Annotated in this window: 18 protein-coding genes and 1 pseudogene; 12 read left to right on the top strand and 7 right to left on the bottom strand. The window is 72.4% G+C overall.

Annotated elements, in window-relative coordinates:
* Nucleotides 1-2: 2 nt before the first annotated feature.
* Nucleotides 3-2474, bottom strand: a complete 2472-nt coding sequence (locus tag ITJ44_RS11005; RefSeq protein WP_194635446.1) for a glycoside hydrolase family 95-like protein — start codon at nt 2472-2474, stop codon at nt 3-5.
* Nucleotides 2475-2553: 79 nt separating this feature from the next.
* On the opposite strand from ITJ44_RS11005, the gene ITJ44_RS11000 reads away from it, so the two are divergent.
* The gene (locus tag ITJ44_RS11000; protein ID WP_194635444.1) at nt 2554-3144 is read left to right on the top strand and encodes an AAA family ATPase; all 591 of its coding nucleotides are present in this window, start codon (nt 2554-2556) and stop codon (nt 3142-3144) included.
* On the opposite strand, the gene ITJ44_RS10995 is transcribed toward ITJ44_RS11000, so the two are convergent.
* Nucleotides 3111-3683 carry a hypothetical protein gene (locus ITJ44_RS10995; protein WP_194635442.1) on the bottom strand — a complete coding sequence of 191 codons (573 nt, stop codon included), beginning with the start codon at nt 3681-3683 and terminating at the stop codon, nt 3111-3113. The genes ITJ44_RS11000 and ITJ44_RS10995 overlap by 34 nt on opposite strands.
* On the bottom strand, nt 3680-4699 hold the full coding sequence (locus ITJ44_RS10990) for a DMT family transporter (protein WP_228494978.1): 1020 nt from the start codon (nt 4697-4699) through the stop codon (nt 3680-3682). The genes ITJ44_RS10995 and ITJ44_RS10990 overlap by 4 nt, the downstream gene beginning before the upstream one ends.
* A 33-nt stretch (nt 4700-4732) precedes the next feature.
* Here ITJ44_RS10990 and ITJ44_RS10985 point away from each other — a divergent pair, with 33 nt between their 5' ends.
* Nucleotides 4733-5344, top strand: coding sequence for a TetR/AcrR family transcriptional regulator (locus ITJ44_RS10985; protein WP_194635440.1), 612 nt, complete (start codon nt 4733-4735; stop codon nt 5342-5344).
* Nucleotides 5341-5820, top strand: a complete 480-nt coding sequence (locus tag ITJ44_RS10980; protein ID WP_370551680.1) for an HIT family protein — start codon at nt 5341-5343, stop codon at nt 5818-5820. Before ITJ44_RS10985 ends, ITJ44_RS10980 begins: the two co-directional genes overlap by 4 nt.
* 113 nt (nt 5821-5933) lie before the next feature.
* On the opposite strand, the gene ITJ44_RS10975 is transcribed toward ITJ44_RS10980, so the two are convergent.
* Nucleotides 5934-6626: a YceI family protein gene (locus tag ITJ44_RS10975; protein WP_194635438.1), complete on the bottom strand. Its 693-nt coding sequence runs from the start codon at nt 6624-6626 to the stop codon at nt 5934-5936.
* Nucleotides 6627-6818: 192 nt separating this feature from the next.
* Here ITJ44_RS10975 and ITJ44_RS10970 point away from each other — a divergent pair, with 192 nt between their 5' ends.
* The 6 genes and pseudogenes from ITJ44_RS10970 to ITJ44_RS10950 all read left to right on the top strand — a co-directional run bounded on the left by ITJ44_RS10970 (nt 6819) and on the right by ITJ44_RS10950 (nt 10777).
* Complete coding sequence (locus tag ITJ44_RS10970) at nt 6819-7325, top strand: sigma-70 family RNA polymerase sigma factor (protein ID WP_011931510.1); 507 nt, start codon at nt 6819-6821, stop codon at nt 7323-7325.
* Complete coding sequence (locus ITJ44_RS10965; RefSeq protein WP_194635436.1) at nt 7322-8113, top strand: zf-HC2 domain-containing protein; 792 nt, start codon at nt 7322-7324, stop codon at nt 8111-8113. Before ITJ44_RS10970 ends, ITJ44_RS10965 begins: the two co-directional genes overlap by 4 nt.
* Nucleotides 8114-8163: 50 nt before the next feature.
* Nucleotides 8164-8316, top strand: a pseudogene (locus ITJ44_RS16180) (helix-turn-helix domain-containing protein); the annotation flags it as partial.
* 108 nt (nt 8317-8424) lie between these two features.
* A complete protein-coding gene (locus tag ITJ44_RS16175; protein WP_370551688.1) occupies nt 8425-8739 on the top strand; it encodes a hypothetical protein in 315 nt (104 codons plus the stop codon).
* Nucleotides 8740-9309 (top strand): DUF6036 family nucleotidyltransferase, encoded by a 570-nt coding sequence (locus ITJ44_RS10955; protein WP_228494977.1) that lies wholly within the window; start codon nt 8740-8742, stop codon nt 9307-9309. It abuts the gene before it with no gap.
* A gap of 100 nt (nt 9310-9409) precedes the next feature.
* Nucleotides 9410-10777, top strand: a complete 1368-nt coding sequence (locus ITJ44_RS10950; protein ID WP_194635432.1) for an MFS transporter — start codon at nt 9410-9412, stop codon at nt 10775-10777.
* A 215-nt stretch (nt 10778-10992) separates the two neighbouring features.
* Here the strand turns inward: ITJ44_RS10950 and ITJ44_RS10945 are convergent, their stop codons facing one another.
* Nucleotides 10993-11883 (bottom strand): hypothetical protein, encoded by an 891-nt coding sequence (locus ITJ44_RS10945; protein ID WP_194635430.1) that lies wholly within the window; start codon nt 11881-11883, stop codon nt 10993-10995.
* 657 nt (nt 11884-12540) lie between these two features.
* Between ITJ44_RS10945 and ITJ44_RS16170 the strand changes: the two genes are divergently transcribed.
* Together ITJ44_RS16170 and ITJ44_RS16030 are read left to right on the top strand one after the other, a co-directional pair.
* On the top strand, nt 12541-12933 hold the full coding sequence (locus ITJ44_RS16170; RefSeq protein WP_370551679.1) for a hypothetical protein: 393 nt from the start codon (nt 12541-12543) through the stop codon (nt 12931-12933).
* Nucleotides 12887-13258, top strand: coding sequence for a metallophosphoesterase (locus tag ITJ44_RS16030; RefSeq protein ID WP_255524418.1), 372 nt, complete (start codon nt 12887-12889; stop codon nt 13256-13258). Before ITJ44_RS16170 ends, ITJ44_RS16030 begins: the two co-directional genes overlap by 47 nt.
* A gap of 19 nt (nt 13259-13277) precedes the next feature.
* Here the strand turns inward: ITJ44_RS16030 and ITJ44_RS10935 are convergent, their stop codons facing one another.
* Together ITJ44_RS10935 and ITJ44_RS10930 are read right to left on the bottom strand one after the other, a co-directional pair.
* The gene (locus tag ITJ44_RS10935; protein ID WP_194635428.1) at nt 13278-13772 is read right to left on the bottom strand and encodes a tetratricopeptide repeat protein; all 495 of its coding nucleotides are present in this window, start codon (nt 13770-13772) and stop codon (nt 13278-13280) included.
* 28 nt (nt 13773-13800) lie between these two features.
* Complete coding sequence (locus ITJ44_RS10930) at nt 13801-14808, bottom strand: LacI family DNA-binding transcriptional regulator (protein ID WP_194635426.1); 1008 nt, start codon at nt 14806-14808, stop codon at nt 13801-13803.
* Nucleotides 14809-15031: 223 nt separating this feature from the next.
* Between ITJ44_RS10930 and ITJ44_RS10925 the strand changes: the two genes are divergently transcribed.
* Nucleotides 15032-16324 (top strand): extracellular solute-binding protein, encoded by a 1293-nt coding sequence (locus ITJ44_RS10925; RefSeq protein WP_194635424.1) that lies wholly within the window; start codon nt 15032-15034, stop codon nt 16322-16324.
* Nucleotides 16325-16333: the final 9 nt, after the last annotated feature.

Genomic DNA, 16333 nt, shown 5'->3' with positions numbered 1-16333 from the left:
GATCACGGTACGGGCTCGGGCAGCCACCGGAGCTCGATCCGGAACGGCCGCGTGCCGAACGCGATGCGCTCGTCGGCGTCGTGCTCGCGCCCGTCCACCCGCACCGTCGCCGCCCGCGGCAACCGCAGCGTCGTGCCGTCCGCGGGCGCCAGCCACTCCGCGCCCGGCACGCGCCGCACCACGAGGGACGCGCCCTCCGGATCCCAGTCGAGCCGGTCGACGACCAGCCCGCCGCGCGCGCGGAGCCCGCTGACGGATCCGCGCGCCCACGCCGCCGGCAGCGCGGGGAGGACCGCGAGCGAGGCCGCGTCGGACCCGAGCAGCATCGCCGCCACGAGCGCGGGCAGGCCGCCGCTCGCGTCGAGGTTGAAGAGGCGGCCCGCGTCGTGCCGGGTCGTGAGGGTCGGGCTCCAGTGGTCGACGGCGAGCCACTCGACGCACGTGAGCGCGGACGCGCCGTCGCCGAGGACCGCCGCCGCGAGCCCCACCTGCACCAGGCCGAACGCCATCACCATCCGGCCGGGAGACGCGGTCGGGTCCTCCGCGCGCCACGCGATCTTCGCGGCGACGGTCCGCGCGGCCGCGGCGCGGAGGCGGACGGCCGCGTCCCCGTCGCCGACGAACGCCGGATCCGCCTCGTCCCCGAGCGGGTGGAGCTGGGACGCGTGGCGGTGCGCGATCCGCTCGGGCCAGCGCGGATCCAGCCACTCGGCGAGCGTGCCGTCGTCGGCCACGCGGTAGGGCGGCAGGTCGCGGACCACGGCGGCCCAGCGTGCGTCGAGCGAGGAGTCGCCGCGGGCCCGGCCGAGGAGGGCCGTGGCGCGGGCGGCGTCGCGGAGGATCGCGACGTCCATGGTCGCGTCGGTGGCGGCCGGCACGCGCTCGCCGCCGGGGGTGTTCTCCGGCGAGTAGGAGGGGACGAGGCGCCGCACCCCGTCGACCATCACGGTCGCGGTCTCGGCGAAGCGCAGCACCCCGCGGGCCAGCTCCCACAGCCGGTCGTCGACGATGCCGCGGTCGCCGGTGGTGGCGACGAGGTCGGCCGCGACGCGGAGGATCCAGCCGCCGCAGCCCTGCCAGAACGGCATCGGGTAGTCGGCGTCGAAGTGGTCGGCCCGGCCGTGCGTGGACATGCGCGCCGGCAGCAGCATGCCCTCGGCGCCGTACACGCGGCGCGCGTTCTCGCGGAAGTCGTCGAGGTGGGGGAGCACCAGCTCGAGGAGGCTCCGGGCGAGCTCGGGCGTGCCGGTGGGGATGAGGCTCGCGATGCCGCCGTTCTGCACGTTGCCGTTGAGCGTGTAGTCCGCCGACCAGGCCGGGCGCCAGGTGCCCTGCCACACGCCCTGCAGCGTCGCGGGCAGCTCGCCGGTGGAGGAGACGATCGCGGCGCGACCGCTGAGGTAGGCGACCTCGACGACGCGGCGGCGGGCGGCGGGATCGCCCGCGCGCGCCGCGGCCCAGAGGTCCTCGGTGGTGGGGTCGGCGCCGTCGCCCGCGGGCGTCGCGCCGCCGAGGTCGAGGGCGGATGCGCCGACGAGGGCGCCGTGCGTCGCGCGCTGGGCGGCGCGCAGGTCGTCCCACGCGGACACGGGCTCCGGAGGGCCGTCGGGCGTGGGATCCGCGGCGGCCGGACCCGTCGCGACGGCCAGGCGCAGCAGCCGCGTCGCGCCCGGGCCGGTGCGGACGGTCGCGCGCGCGGATCCGCCGTCGACCTCCCACGCGCTGCCCGGGTCGCCCGCGTCGACCGCCGTGACCGTCCGCAGCGCGGCGTCGCCCGCGCGGGCCTCGGCCGTGAGGATCCCGCGCGCCCCTCCCGCCACGGTCGCGCGCACCGCGGCGGACGCGTCCGGCCCGCCCGTGACGAGGGCCGACGCGTCGCCCGCGCCGAGGCCGAGCTCGACGACCGCCTCGGTCTCCCGGTCGGATTCGAGCGCCAGCCAGCAGGCCTCCCCGTCGCGCGGCGCGAGGAGGCGCAGCGCGTGGCGGCCGCCGGCGAGGTCGGTCCACGCGATCGCGGACTCGCCCCCGACCGGGTCCATGGTGCGCCGCGTGCCCGCGACGCCGCCGGGGGTGCGGATCACGACGGTCGCGCAGATGCCGAGCGGATCCGTCCAGACGAGGTCGTCGCCGTAGCCGCTGTCCCGCGCGCCCGCCATCAGCTCGGCGGTCGCCGTGTCCGGGTCGCCGTCGAGGAGCGCGCGGCGGATGGCGTCGATGCGGGGCCGGAGATCGGGAGCGTGCGGCCGCGGGTTCACCGGCGGGAACCAGCGCTCGTGCGCGAGGGAGACGGTGATCGCGTCGGCCGGCCCGTGCGCGACGGCGCCGACGCGTCCGCTGCCGACGAGGATCCCCTCCTCCCAGGTCGGCGCCGAGGTCGCGGTCGTGAAGACGGGGGAGTGGTGCGCGTCGTCGCGCGAGGGCGATCCGATGATCGGGTCCTTCCGGTCGGCGTCCATGCCCGGGGGCGGCACCACGGTACCGGGTCGTCACGTCGGGAGGGAGGGTGGGGGCGCATCCCGACGGGGCTCCGCCCGCCCGCCCTAGGATCGCGAGATGCTCGGACCCCTCCAGCGCCTGGATCCGCCCGCCCGGCGCATCCTCATCGGCGGGCCATCGGGAGCCGGCAAGACCACGTTGGCCCGGCGCATCCAGGAGCGCACGGGCCTCCCGCACACCGAGATGGACTCCCTCTTCCACGGCCCCGACTGGACGGAGCTGCCCACCTTCCACGCCGACGTCGAGGCCTTCTCGTCGCGCGACGCGTGGGTCACCGAGTGGCAGTACACGACCCAGCTCGGGGATCTGCTGCCGTCGCGCGCCGACACCCTCGTCTGGCTGGACCTGCCCGTCGACGTGCAGATGGGGCGGCTGATCCGCCGCACGGTCGTCCGCCGCTGGCGCCGCGAGCCGCTCTGGCACGGCAACGTCGAGCCGCCGATGCGCACCGTCCTCACCGACCCCGACCACATCGTGCGCTGGGGGTGGCGCGGTCGCGCGAAGACGCGCAAGCGCGTCGTGCTCGCAGCCGTCGAGCACCCGCACCTCCGGATCGTGCGGCTGCGCTCGACCCGCGAGGTCGACGTGTGGTTGCGCGGGCTGCCGGCGGCGGATCAGCCGCCTGTGCCGCCGTCCGCCTCCGGGTAGAGGTCGCTGCACCAGAGCCCCGCCGGGTCGGGGTCGTCCATGGTCAGTGGTCGGAACGATTCGAGACGCGGGGCGTCGGAGACCATGTCGGACCCGTTGACGGCCGACCAGATCGTGCCCGCGAAGTCCTCGCGGGTCGGATCCTGGTCCGTCGCCCAGAGCGCCACCATGTGCCCGGACGTGGAGCTCACGGGCTCGCCCATCGGGCCCACCATGCCGGCCAGCGTCCAGACCTCCTCGTCCGCGTCCCAGACGGTCTCGAGACCGTCGAGGTGGAGGCCCGGGGAAGGCCCGGGATGCGCGGCGATGCTCGCGTTCACGGCGGCGAGCGCGGCGGGGGAGGCGTCCGCGCATTCCGTGAAGCCGCCCTCCTCGGGGTCGACGGTCGGTGTCGGCGTCGCCGTGGACGTCGGCAGGATGATCGGCGGGTCCTCCGACGCGAGCCCGCCCGCCCCGCTGGGCAACGCGCACCCGCTCATCGTGAGGACGGCGGCCGCGCACACCGCCACCCAGCCGACGGTGGTCCGCGGAGCGCTCATGCCCCGACGCTAGGGCGTCTCGCGGCCCGGGTGGCCGGCTCGCGACGATCCGCACCCGGACTGGGGTGGTCGTCCGCGTGCCCGGTGTCCGCGGAGTCCCCGTCGGGCGCCGCGGTCGCCCGCCGCGCCTCCGACGCGAGCACCGCCGCCACGCCCGCGCCGCACAGCGCGAACCCCGCGAGCGTGACCGGCGTGATCCGCTCCCCGAGCAGCAGCGCGCCCGCCACCGCGGTCGTCGGCGCGACCAGGAACAGCAGCGCGTTGAGCGCCGTGATCCCGACCCGCTCGAGCAGCCACCAGTACAGCCCGTAGGCGGCGAGGGTCGGCACGAGCGCGGCGACCACCGTGGTGATCCAGAACGCCGGATCCGCGGGCGGCACCAGCGTGCCGGTCGCCACCGCGGCGACCACGAGCGCGACCGTCGTGACGACGACGTGCACGGTCAGCGTCACGAGCACGGGCGGCCGCCCGTGCGACCGGCGCTCGAGGAACGTGCCGGCGACGAGGCACGCCATCGCCGCCGCGGGCAGCAGGTAGGCGACCGGATCCGCGTCCGCCGCCCCCGCCTGCGACCGCACCACGAGCACCACGCCGACGGCGCCGAGCGCGAGCCCGGCCCACTGCGCGCCGCGCACGCGCAGCCCGAGGAGAGGCCCGACGAGCGTCGCGACGACGAGCGGCTGCACGGCGTCGATGAGGGCCGTCGTGCCGGTCGCGATCCCCGCGCCGATCGCCGCGTAGACGAACGCGCAGTAGCCGAGCTGCGCGCACGCGCCGATGAGCGCCTGGCGCCCGAGCGTCCGCGGGGCGATCCCGCGGGCCGCGCCCGTCACGACGACGAGACCCACGAGCAGCACGGCGAGCGGCGCGAACCGCCAGACGAGCAGCGTCGTCGCGGGCACCTCGACCGTGCCGACGGCCGCGATGAGGAAGCCCGAGCTCCACGCGAGCACGAAGCCCGCGGCGGCGGCGGACGTCACGAGCCGCCGAGGTATACCGATCTGTCTACTCATCATGGGCTCGACTATACAGACCGGTATATTCGACGCATGCGCACCGCCGTCCCCGACCTCGCCCCGCTCACCCCCGGCGCCCGCCGCGTGCTCGACGCGGCGTCCGAGCTCTTCTACGCGCGGGGGATCCACGTGGTCGGCGTCGACGCCGTGGCCGCGGCCGCCGGGGTCACCAAGAAGACGATCTACGACCGCTTCGGCTCCAAGGAGCAGCTCGTGGTGGCGTACCTGCAGCACCGCGACGCCCGCTGGCGCGAGCATCTCGCGGCGCGACTCGCCCGCACGCCGGACCCCGGGATCGACCGGGTGCTGGCGGTGTTCGACGCGGCCGTCACCTGGGCCGACGCGAACACGCCCAAGGGCTGCAGCGCGATCAACGCGCGCGCGGAGCTCGGCGCCGGCGACCTCGGCGACGAGGACGACGGCCACGACGTGCTCCCCGAGGTGATGCGGCAGAAGGCGTGGCTGCTCGAGCTGCTCCGGGACCTGTGCCGCGAGGCCGCGGTGCCGGATCCGGCCGCCACCTCCCGCACGCTGATGCTGCTCTACGAGGGTGGCCTCGTGACGCTCGGCATGGGGACGTTCGCCCGCCCGATGGCGGCCGCGCGCGACGCGGCCCGGGCGCTGCTCGGGGCGTCGTCCTCGTGAGCGGGCCGGGAGACGTCGAGGCGCCCTGCCCGTTCTGCGCGCTGCTCGACGACGCGCCGATGGTCGCGCCGCTGCCCCAGGACGTGGTGGCCGAGCGCGACCGCGCGATCGCCGTCATCGCGCCGCGCTGGTGGCCGCGCAACCGCGGGCACGCCCTGGTGATCCCGCGGATCCACGTCCGCGACCTCTACTCCGTGACGCCCGCCGACCTGCACGCCGTGATGGACCTCGTCCAGGAGGTCGCCGTCGCGATGCGCGCGTCCTACGGCTGCGCGGGCATCTCGATCCGGCAGCACAACGAGACCGCGGGCGGCCAGGACGTGTGGCACCTCCACGTCCACGTCTTCCCGCGCTACGCGGACGACGACCTCTACGGATCCGCGCCGCTGCCCGGCTTCGCGACCCCGGAGGACCGCGCGCCGTTCGCGCGCCTGCTGGGCGACGCGCTGCCTTCGAGCAGAGCCTCTGGCCGCTGACCGCGGTCGTGCGCTCGGCCGGCTAGCCCGGGACGCACGAAGGGGAGGAGGCGCGACCCGGATGCGCTCCTCCTCCCCTCCCGTCCCGCACGGCCCGATGGCCGCGCCGACGGCTACTTCGTCGGCGTGGCCGACACCAGGAACTCGACCGTGCCCTTGTCCTCGACGCTCACGAAGCCGAGGCTCGGGGCCTGGACGCCGTAGTCGGAGAAGGTGACGGGGATGGATCCGCTCACCTGCACGCCGCCGCCCGAGAGCGCGGCCTGCAGCGGCACGGTGACGGTCTGCGTCACGCCGTGCATGGTCAGCTCGCCGGTCGCCTGGACCGTCGCGACCTGGCCGTCGGCGGGCACGGCCGCGTCGACGGGCTGGGTCAGCATGAAGGTCGCGTCCGGGTACTTCGAGACCTCCATGGCGGTGCTGCGGAAGTACTCGTCGCGGGGGGCCGCGTCGGTGGCGATGCTCGCGACGTCGACCTTCACGGTCGCGGCCGAGAGGGTGGATCCGTCGACGGTGATGCTGCCGGTGACGTCCTCGGTCTTGCCGACGACGGTCACGTCGGTGCCGTTGAGCACCTCGGCGACGCGGTAGCCGGCGGTGCTGCCGGTGCCGATCTGCCACTCGCCGGACAGGTTGCTCGTGTCGAGCGTGGAGTCGGCGGGGTCGGCCGAGACGGACGGGGCGGCCGCGGGGGCGCCGACGATCACGTCGCGGTAGAAGGCGGGGCCGAACGCGGCGGCGCTGACACCGAGCACGACCACCACGGCCGCGCTCGTGCCGAGGATGATCTTGGTCTTCTTCTGCATGGGGGTCTCCTGATCCGGATGGTGCTCATCTGATCGCCGCGAGAGGCTGCGCCGACACCAGGGACGACGGACCAGCCGCGGAGATGGTTCACGGGCTCAGGTTCCTGCCAGGTTCGCGGCTCCCCCTGAGATGATTCGCGGGAGCGGTGAACCATCCGGCCGTCCGTCTCGTCGTGGGAGGAGGAGGCACGGATGACCACGGAGAGCACGGCCCGCATGCGGGCGCTGCACGATGCGCACGCACCGGCGTTGCAGCGGTACGCGCTTCGGCTCACGGGCGATCCGGCGCTCGCCGAGGACGTCGTGCAGGAGGCGCTGCTGCGGGCCTGGCGCTCGCCCGCGATCCTCGCGGAGGACGACGAGTCGGCCCGCCGCTGGCTCTTCACCGTCGTGCGGAACCTCGTGATCGACGACCGGCGCAGTGCCTGGCGCGGTCGCGAGACGCCGACGGACGTGCTGCCGGAGGATCCCGTCGCGGACGCGTCCGACGCCATCATCGACCGTCTGCTCGTCGCCGAGGCGCTCGCGTCGCTCTCGGCCGAGCACCGCCGCGCGGTCGTCAGCTGCTACCACCTGGGCCGCACGGTCGTGGAGACGGCGGAACGCGAGGGCGTCCCGCCCGGCACCATCAAGTCCCGCCTCCACTACGCGCTCAAGGCGCTCCGTCTCGCCCTGCAGGAACGAGGAGTCACCCGATGAACGACCGCGCCGACGACATCCACGAGTGGGATGCCGCGTACGTGCTGGGCAGCCTGAGCGCCACCGACCGCGCGCTCTTCGAAGCCCACCTCGAGGGCTGCGACGCGTGCATGCGCTCCCTCGTCGAGTTCTCCGGCCTGCCCGGCGTGCTGCGGATGCTGCCCGTCGAGGAGGCGATCGCGCTCATGGACGAGCCCGAGGCGCCCGTCGTCCCGCAGCCCGTCGCGCTGCGGCAGGAGGCGCCGACCCACCGGGTGCCGCGTCGTCGGCGTCGGCCCCTCGCGGGCGCCGCGCGCGTGCCGCTGTCGCGTCGGACGGGCGGCTGGATCCTCGCCGCCGCCGCCGTCGTGCTCCTGGTCGGCGGCGCGGGCCTCGGCTCCGCGCTGCGCGCCGGCGTGAGCGGGCCCGTCGCTGATCCGACCTCGGCCTCCTCCTCGCCCGCCTCGGACCCGTCCAGGGACCTGTCCGTGGGCCTGCCCGCCGACGCCGTGAGCATGCGCTCCGATCTCGCCGAGGGCGTGACCGCGCAGCTCGCCGTGACGCCCCAGCCGTGGGGCACGCGCTTCGACTGGAGCTGCGCCTACGCGGGCGGCGGCGTCGGCCAGGGCGCCTACGACCTCGTCGCGATCGACGACGACGGCACGCGCACGGTCGTCGCCACCTGGGGCGCGGGCCAGGCGGAGTCGCGCCTGCTCGCCGCCACCTCGAGCCTCCCGATGGATCGGATCCGCACGGTGCAGATCACGCCCTCCGACTCCGACGTGGTGCTGGCGAGCCGGGACCTCTAGCGCGTCGCAGCCTTCTGATAGCATCCTCGCTATCACGGAGGGGGACGCGCATGGCGGTCGGGCAGGTGCTCCAGGCAGCGCGGAGGGCGAGCGGCCTCTCCCAACGCGAGCTGAGCAGCATCTCGGGCGTCGCGCAATCGACGGTCTCGGAGGTCGAGTCGGGTCACCGGATCCCCAGCTCGACCACCGTCGATCGTCTCCTCCGCGCCACCGGCCATCAGCTCATAGCCATCCCCACTCGCCGAGCGGACGCGGCTTCCGCCGCTGAGGGCATCGCACGGAGCATCGTCGACCGACGAGGTGATCGCGCGGTGCGGCAGTTCATCCAGCTCGCCGATGATCTCGCTGCGGAGCACGAGGCCGTCCGCTTCGCCCTCACCATCGCGGAGCCGCAGCCGACAGGTGCGGAGCACTGGGACGCGGCCATCGCCGCGCTGGTGGAGCATCGGCTCCAAGAGGGCGGACTGCCTCTGCCGTCCTGGGTGAGGTCCGATGGGCGACACCTCTCCCACGAGTGGACGTTCGGGTCGGGCCGCTACGACATCCCGGTGGATCGCGCGCGAGTGCCCGAGGCGTTCCTCCGCCACGGCGTCCTGCTCGACGTCGACACCCTCGCGAGCGTCTAGATGGCGATGCTCGACAGGCATGACCTCGAGTCGGCGCTGCGTGAGCTCGCGACGATCCTGCTCGAGAGGGGGATCGCCGGCGAGATCCAGATCTTCGGCGGGGCCGCGCTGGCTCTCGGGCTCTTCGACCGGGAGACTACCGTCGACATCGACGCGCGGCTCCGGTTCGATGCGGACATCGCCGAAGTCGTGCAGCTCATCGCGATGCGGCGCGGATGGCAGCACGATTGGATCAACGACGCGGGCAAGGGCTTCATCCCGCTGTTCGGCCGAGAGGTCGACTGGCAGACGGTCTTCGACCGGGACGGCGTGACCATCCAGCTGGCATCGGCGGAGGCGCTGTTGGCGATGAAGCTGAACGCGAACCGGCCTGGACGCGATGACGAGGACATCGCACAGCTGCTGACCATCTGCGGTGTCTCCTCGGTCGGCGGTGCCGAGGAGGTGTTCGAGGCCTACTACCCGGGCGACTGCCTGTCCGAGAGGGCGATGCGCATGGTCGGGGGCATCCTCGAAGGTGGGCTGCCGGAACGCGCCGCGGTCCCGCCCGCGCCTCGCTTGGAGCGCTGAGCCAGAGCTCCGATCGCCATGCCCCACCCCTAGCGCACCGCACGCGCCACCCCGTAACCTGGCGTTCCACACCCGAGGAAAAGCGAGCGGCGAGGATCCGATGAGCGACCCGGCAGCGCAGGCCGACGTGCCCGGCGTGCCCGCCATGAGCGCGGCCGACCAGTCCGTCGTCGCCGCGCGCTGGAAGCGCAACGCGACCCTCTTCCTCAGCGGCCAGACCGTCTCGCTGTTCGGCTCGATGCTCGTCCAGTACGCGGTCATGTGGTACGTCACCTTCGAGACCCGGTCGGGTCTCGCGGTCGCGCTCTACGCGGTCTGCGCGTTCCTGCCGCAGGGGATCGTCTCGATCTTCGGCGGCACGCTCGCCGACCGCATGAACAGGCGCGTGCTCGTGATCGTGTCCGACAGCAGCATCGCCATCGTCACCCTGGCGCTCGCCCTGCTGATGACGAACGGCGTCACCGACCTCTGGATCATCCTGCTCGCGGTCGCCGTGCGCTCCGTCGGCGCCGGGTTCCAGACGCCCGCGGTGCAGGCGATGATCCCGCAGATCGTGCCGCCTGAGCAGCTGCTGCGCGTCAACGGCATCTTCGGCACCATCCAGTCGGCGATGGCCCTGCTCGCGCCGGCCGCCGCGGGCGCGGTCTTCGCCGCCTACGGGCTCGTGCCGCTGTTCTTCGTCGACGCGATCACGGCCGCGATCGGCATCGCGTTCCTGCTGTCGGTGGCCGTGCCGACGCTCGCGTCCATCGCGGACAAGACGTCGACGTACCGCGAGGACCTCGTCGAGGGGATCCGCTACATCGGCGGCAACCCGGTCGTGCGCTGGCTGCTCGTGGTCTTCGCGATCATCTTCCTGCTCACGGTCGCGCCGTCGTTCATCACGCCGCTGCTGGTCGCCCGCACGTACGGCACCGAGGTGTGGATGGTGACGGTGCTGGAGATCGCCTTCAGCGTCGGCATGCTCGGCGGCGGCGCGCTCGTGTCGACGCTGTTCGCGAAGTCCGACCGCATGACCCTGATCCTCGTCAGCTGCTTCGGCTTCGCGGTCTTCACCGCGGGCCTCGGCCTCAGCCCGAACCTCGGGGTGTTCTACGGCTTCATGTTCGCGATCGGCCTGTTCGTGCCGCTGTTCTCGGCGCCGTTCATGACGCTCGTGCAGGAGACCGTCGCGCCCGAGATGCACGGCCGCGTCTTCAGCTACGTCGGGATCGTCATGGCGCTCGCGACCCCGATCGGCGCGGTCGCGTTCGGCCCGCTCGCGGACGTGTTCCGCGTGCAGGAGCTGCTCGTGGCGGCGGGGATCATCACCGTCGTGGTGATCACGGTCGCCATCTCGCTGCCGTCGGGTCGCGCGGCGATCCGGCTGGCGCGCGAGAAGAAGGCGGAGGCGGATGCGGGCGAGCCGTCGGCTTTCGAAGCTTCGCCCGCTGCGGTGGACCCTCCGCGTACGACCCCGGCTGCCTAGTCGTTCCCTCGCGCTGACGCATAGCTAGACCGGCCGCCGTGCCGCGTCGCGCCGTGTAGTCCGCTCTGCGCGACAGGCGAGCCGCATCCAGGAGCGGAGGCCGGCGAGGGGCGCAGTCATCGTGACGGTGGCTGTGCTCCCCCGGCCATCGAGCTGGGAGAGCCGAGACCATCTCAGATCGTGTCGACGTCAGTCAGACATCCGTCCGCAGACGATCACTGCGTACCGGAGAGCGCAAACGCATAGCTGGCGGGCTCACCTGCCTCACCGGCTTCGCTCGTCAGGACGGTGCCTTCTGCGCCGAAGGTGGTGATTTGATCTTCTCCGCGCTCGTCGGCTCTGGTGTCCACGAACAGGTCGTGTCCGATGTTGCTCATGCCATCGACAGATGCGATATCCGCCTCGTGGGCGTCGTCCGTGAGGACGAACTGATGAGTATGAACGGCGCCATCCGCTTCCGGTATGCTGTTTCGGACGGAGATCGCGCGCTGAGAGAAGCTGATGTTAGACGCCCGGGCGGATGTGACGTAGTCATCCTCTGAGTCGCCGGACGTGAACAGGAAAGTGTCGGACGCGTTCGACGCCTTCCACAGCTGCACCCCCTCGTACTGACCGATTGCGACCAGGTCATCCTTCGAGAAACCGGACGCGGAGGCGACTTGGGCCAAGGCGGAGGTCGGGGCGGCAGGGCCTTCGACGTGCACCTCGGCAGCTGTGGAATCGTTGACGGCATCACTGCGGATCCGGCCGACATCCAAGGCCGTGGCCCTGGCGTTGAGGCTGGCGGTCTCACCTGGCGACTTCCACCTGAACGCACCCTTGCGGTAGTTCCGGGTGTCGTAGATCGTGGCCTCATAGCTCCACGCATTCGTAGTGGCTGTGCCGAGCCAAACCTGTATGTTGGCGAGACCGGTGATCGTCTCCTCGGTGAATCCGGCCGTGATCCCGGTACGGCTTTGATATACGGTCCCCTCCATGTAGATGACATCAGGAGCCGCACTTCCGTCGAAGAAGGTCGCGGTCGCTGCTTGCGCTGGCGTCGCCACAGTCATCGCCAATGCGGCAGTGGATACAAATGATGCAATTGCGATTTGCTTTCTTTTCATCAGATGGTTCCTTTCGTTGGTGTCTCTTTTGAAAGTGAGCTTCAAGGTTCAACTCGCCGGAACCATCCCACATTCGCAACAGGGCGAGGTAACAAATCGAAACACGGCGCTGTGATGGCATTGCCGCAGGTGGTCAGCGACAAGATGGAGGCCCGCGATGTGCGGGCAATATCCTCGTAGGAGGAAATGCCGAGGTGTCGCGCGCCCGTCGTATCTGCGCGTGCGGAATTAGGCAGAGGAGTGAGGAGCGATGACGTGATGGGATTCAATGGACGGCTCTCGGCCGCCCTAGCGGAAGCGCAGGCACGGCGGCAGCGAGCTGAGAGCGGCCGGGCTCCTGATGACAGCAGGGGTGAACGACCGGATGACTTCGATGGGCACGCGACCCCGCTGCCGCCGTACGAGAAAGCCGCTCGCAGAAGGCGCTGGTGGCAGAGACGACCATGAGCGTCCTCGAGTGATGAGGCCACGATCCGCCTCGGTCGCGCGAAGCAGACTGATGCGGATGCGGCGGAGACAGATGTCCATGCCGATGGAGCGGCTTCCATCGCCCCCGGTCGCAGACCTGGCTCGCAGCGCGCGGCCGACCTAGGCCGCCTCACGTGGCATGACGGTTCCACACCGTCGTCCATCGCCGTCCTCTCCGACATCCACGGCATGCTCCCCGCGTTGGACCGGGTGCTCCGAGAGCCCGCGGTCGAGGGGGCCGAGCTGATCGTCGTGACCGGGAACCACACGTGGGGATCGCAGCCGACGGAAGTGCTCGACCGCCTCACCGGCCTCGGCGACCGCGTCGTCCTGATCCGCGGCAACGCCGACCGAGAACTGCTGCGCATGTCGCATGGGATCGACGTGTGTCTCGCTGACGACCGCCTTTCGGTGCGGGGCGCCGCCCAGCTCACTCCCGCTCATCAGCAGCTCCTCGAGCTCATGCCCGAGCACCTGACGGTCGACGTCGATGGCTTCGGCCCCGTGCTCCTCTGCCATGCCACCCCGCGGGACGATGAGGAGGGTCCTGCTCATCGACATCCGCCCGGAGCGCTGGGATGAGGTCCTGCGCGACGTGGCCCCCGCTGTCCGCACGGTCGTCTCCGGCCACACCCACATGCCGTTCGTCCGGCTCGTCGACGGCCGGCTGGTGATCGACGCCGGGAGCGTCGGGCTGCCGTGCGGGCGGAGTGGCGCCCACTGGGCGGTGCTCGAGGCCGGCGCGGTCACGATCGGACGCACGCCCATCGAGGCCGACGAGCTCATCCGCGAGACGGCCGCATCACCGGTGACCCCGGACTTCCGGGCCTGGCTGGAGGAGGCGGTCGGCCGACCGGCGAGCGACCGTGATGCGATGGCCGCGTTCGGACCGCGCGACGGGCGGTGACGCGGATGGAATCGGGACGTCAGCCCTCTGCCTGACTGCGCTCCACGAGCTCCTCCGCGTAGGCCGCGACCGCGCGCCCGTACTCGGGCAGCGTGGGCGCGAGCCGGCGCAGCGCCAGGGCCAGCGCCTCCGTCGGGCGGCCGGCGTCGTGCAGGGCGAGCGCGAGGAACGCGTCGCGGCCGGGCGAGTGCGCGTCGTCGGGCATGGCCTCGAGCAGAGCGACCGCCTCGGCGGCCTCGCCCACGTTCCGCAGGGAGCTCGCGAGCTGGATCACCGCGAGCGGCTCGTGCTCCGGATCCAACCCGCCCGCGATGGCTGTCCGGTACAGCGGCACGGCCTCCGCCTCGCGCCCCACGAAGTCGTGCGCGCACGCCAGCTCGAAGAGCGCCCGCGGATCGTCGGCCGACCGCTCGGCGACCAGCGCGCCCATCTCCGCGACGGTCTCGTCGGCGCGCTCGTCGTCGGCGCTCGCCCAGAAGGCGGCGACCCGGGCGTCCCAGTCGTCGTGATCCATCCGGCCAGCCTGGCAGGCGCGGGGCCGGTCAGCGGCTGCGCGGCGGCGGACCCGTCGTCGCCCGGCGCACGAGCCGCGTCGGCAGCTGCACGCGCATGGCCTCCGGCTCGGTGCCCGCCATGAGCGACATGAGCAGGTCCACCGCGGTGGTGCCGAGGCGCTGCATGGGCTGGCGGATCGTGGTCAGCGGCGGGGTCATCTGCGAGGCCTCCGGGATGTCGTCGAATCCGATGACGGAGAGGTCCTCGGGCACGCGCATGCCGAGCTCGGCGGCCACCTGGAGGATCGCGATGCCCGAGAGGTCGTTGGCGGCGAAGATCGCGGTCGGCCGGTCCGGCATCGAGAGCAGGGCGCGCGCCGGCTCCCGCGCGGCCGCGGTGAGGAACAGGCCCGCGCGGACGAGCGCCGGGTCGAACGCGATGCCGGCGTCCTGCAGCGCGCGGCGGTAGCCGGCCTCGCGCAGGCTCGCGGAGCGGAGGTCCGGTCGGCCCGCGAGGAACCCGATCCGCCGGTGCCCGAGCTCGAGGAGGTGCCGCGTCGCCTGGAGCGCGCCGCCGAGGCTGTCGGACTCGACGCTCGGCAGGTCGGCGGGCCCGGTGTGCGGGTCGATGGAGACGACGGGGATCTCGGTCTGCGCCGTCACGACCGTCGGCGTGACCATGATCGCGCCGTCGATGAGGGTGCCGCTCAGCCGGCTGAGCGACCGCCGCTCCCAGCCCGTGTTGTCCACCTGCCGGGAGCCGCTGTAGGCCAGCAGGTCGTAGCGCGAGCTCCGGAGGGCCGCGCCCACGCCCTTGAGGATCTCCGCGCTGAACGGGTCGAAGCCCGCCACGAGCACGCCGATCACGCCGGTGCGGTGGGAGCGCATGCTGCTCGCGACGAGGCTCGACTCGTAGCCCAGGCGCTCCACGACCTCCATCACGCGGCTCGACGTCTCGGCCGAGATCCCGTACCGCCCGTTCACGGCCTTGGAGACGGTGGACACCGAGACGCCGGCGGCGGCGGCGACGTCGTGGATGGTGGGGCGGCGGGACATGGTCCGCACCCTACGCGGGGAGAAAAGGATTTCGAAAACGTTTGACGAAGACCGGAGCGCGACCGAGACTGGCCCGACCGGCCTCCGTCACGACGACGCGACGACGCGATGACGCGACACGGGACCGGTTCGAGTCGCACCCACAGCGCCAGGCACGCGGCTCGTGCACGTCCACCCCCGACACCCGCCAGGGTGCGCTCAAAGAAGAGACAGGTAGAACGACATGAAGGCACGGAAGATCCTCACGGGATCCGCGGCCCTGCTCGTGGGGGCGCTCGCCCTCGCCGGCTGCAGCGGCAGCGGTTCCGGCAACGGCGACGACGGCGGTCCCGTCTCGATGACGCTGTGGCACAACTCCACCACCGGCCCGGGCAAGGCGTTCTGGGACAAGACGACGGCCGACTTCAACGCGTCCCACCCCGGCGTCACGGTCACGCCCACGTCGATCCAGAACGAGGACCTCGACGGCAAGCTCCAGACCGCGCTCAACTCGGGCGACGCGCCCGACATCTTCCTGCAGCGCGGTGGCGGCAAGCTCGCGGCCACGGTCGCGGCGGGACAGATCATGGACATCACCGACGGCATCTCCGCCGACGCGAAGGCCGGGATCGCCCAGAGCGCGTTCGACGCGAACTCCATCGACGGCAAGGCGTACGCCATGCCCGTCGCCGTGCTCCCCAGCGGCATCTTCTACAGCCAGGACCTCTTCACGGCGGCCGGCATCACGGAGACGCCGAAGACGATGGACGAGCTGAACGCGGACGTCGAGAAGCTCAAGGCCACGGGCGTCGCCCCCATCGCGCTCGGCGCGAAGGACGCATGGCCCGCCGCGCACTGGTTCTTCAACTTCGCGCTCCGCGAGTGCAGCTCCGCGACGCTCGAGCAGGCCGCGAAGGACAAGGACTTCAGCGACGACTGCTGGATCAAGGCGGGTCAGGACGTCCAGGACCTCGTGGGCACCAACCCCTTCAACGACGGCTTCCTCACCACCGCGGCGCAGCAGGGCGCGGGCAGCTCCGCCGGCCTCATCGCCAACCACCAGGCGGCCATGGAGCTCATGGGCGCCTGGGACCCGGGGGTCATCGCGGGCCTGACCCCGGACACGAAGCCGCTGGCTGACCTGTCCTGGTTCCCCTTCCCGGAGATCTCCGGCGGCCAGGGGCAGCCCGGCTCCATGATGGGCGGCATCGACGGCTACTCCTGCAAGAAGGACGCGCCCAAGGTGTGCGTCGACTTCCTCAACTACATCGGCACCGCCGACGTGCAGAAGGAGTACTACGCGGCCTTCAATGCCCCGCCCGTGAACACCGAGGCGCAGACCGCGGTCACCGAGCCGTACCTCCAGGAGATCATCAAGGCCTACAACGACGCGCCCTACGTGTCGCAGTGGCTCGACACGGTCTACGGCCTGAACGTCGGCAACGCGATGAACGTCGGCGTGGTCGACCTCATGGCGGGCGGCGGCAGCCCGGAGAAGCTCATCCAGACCGTCGGCGACGCGGCCAAGAAGGCCTAGGCGCACCGA

The organism is Clavibacter sp. VKM Ac-2873 (assembly GCF_015351075.1).
Taxonomy (GTDB): domain Bacteria; phylum Actinomycetota; class Actinomycetes; order Actinomycetales; family Microbacteriaceae; genus Clavibacter.
The sequence above is the reverse complement of the archived record's forward strand: the minus strand, read 5'-3'. Positions and strand labels throughout refer to the sequence as shown.

What these genes read in the sequence shown, in the direction of transcription:
- ITJ44_RS10995 (WP_194635442.1), bottom strand. Translation starts at nt 3,683, where the DNA reads ATGAGCGCTCCGCGGACCACCGTCGGCTGGGTGGCGGTGTGCGCGGCC.
- ITJ44_RS16170 (WP_370551679.1), top strand. Translation starts at nt 12,541, where the DNA reads ATGCTCCCCGCGTTGGACCGGGTGCTCCGAGAGCCCGCGGTCGAGGGG.
- ITJ44_RS10925 (WP_194635424.1), top strand. Translation starts at nt 15,032, where the DNA reads ATGAAGGCACGGAAGATCCTCACGGGATCCGCGGCCCTGCTCGTGGGG.
- ITJ44_RS10970 (WP_011931510.1), top strand. Translation starts at nt 6,819, where the DNA reads ATGACCACGGAGAGCACGGCCCGCATGCGGGCGCTGCACGATGCGCAC.
- ITJ44_RS10990 (WP_228494978.1), bottom strand. Translation starts at nt 4,699, where the DNA reads ATGATGAGTAGACAGATCGGTATACCTCGGCGGCTCGTGACGTCCGCC.
- ITJ44_RS11000 (WP_194635444.1), top strand. Translation starts at nt 2,554, where the DNA reads ATGCTCGGACCCCTCCAGCGCCTGGATCCGCCCGCCCGGCGCATCCTC.
- ITJ44_RS10935 (WP_194635428.1), bottom strand. Translation starts at nt 13,772, where the DNA reads ATGGATCACGACGACTGGGACGCCCGGGTCGCCGCCTTCTGGGCGAGC.
- ITJ44_RS10965 (WP_194635436.1), top strand. Translation starts at nt 7,322, where the DNA reads ATGAACGACCGCGCCGACGACATCCACGAGTGGGATGCCGCGTACGTG.
- ITJ44_RS10930 (WP_194635426.1), bottom strand. Translation starts at nt 14,808, where the DNA reads ATGTCCCGCCGCCCCACCATCCACGACGTCGCCGCCGCCGCCGGCGTC.
- ITJ44_RS16030 (WP_255524418.1), top strand. Translation starts at nt 12,887, where the DNA reads ATGAGGAGGGTCCTGCTCATCGACATCCGCCCGGAGCGCTGGGATGAG.
- ITJ44_RS10950 (WP_194635432.1), top strand. Translation starts at nt 9,410, where the DNA reads ATGAGCGACCCGGCAGCGCAGGCCGACGTGCCCGGCGTGCCCGCCATG.
- ITJ44_RS10985 (WP_194635440.1), top strand. Translation starts at nt 4,733, where the DNA reads ATGCGCACCGCCGTCCCCGACCTCGCCCCGCTCACCCCCGGCGCCCGC.
- ITJ44_RS10945 (WP_194635430.1), bottom strand. Translation starts at nt 11,883, where the DNA reads ATGAAAAGAAAGCAAATCGCAATTGCATCATTTGTATCCACTGCCGCA.
- ITJ44_RS10955 (WP_228494977.1), top strand. Translation starts at nt 8,740, where the DNA reads ATGGCGATGCTCGACAGGCATGACCTCGAGTCGGCGCTGCGTGAGCTC.
- ITJ44_RS10975 (WP_194635438.1), bottom strand. Translation starts at nt 6,626, where the DNA reads ATGCAGAAGAAGACCAAGATCATCCTCGGCACGAGCGCGGCCGTGGTG.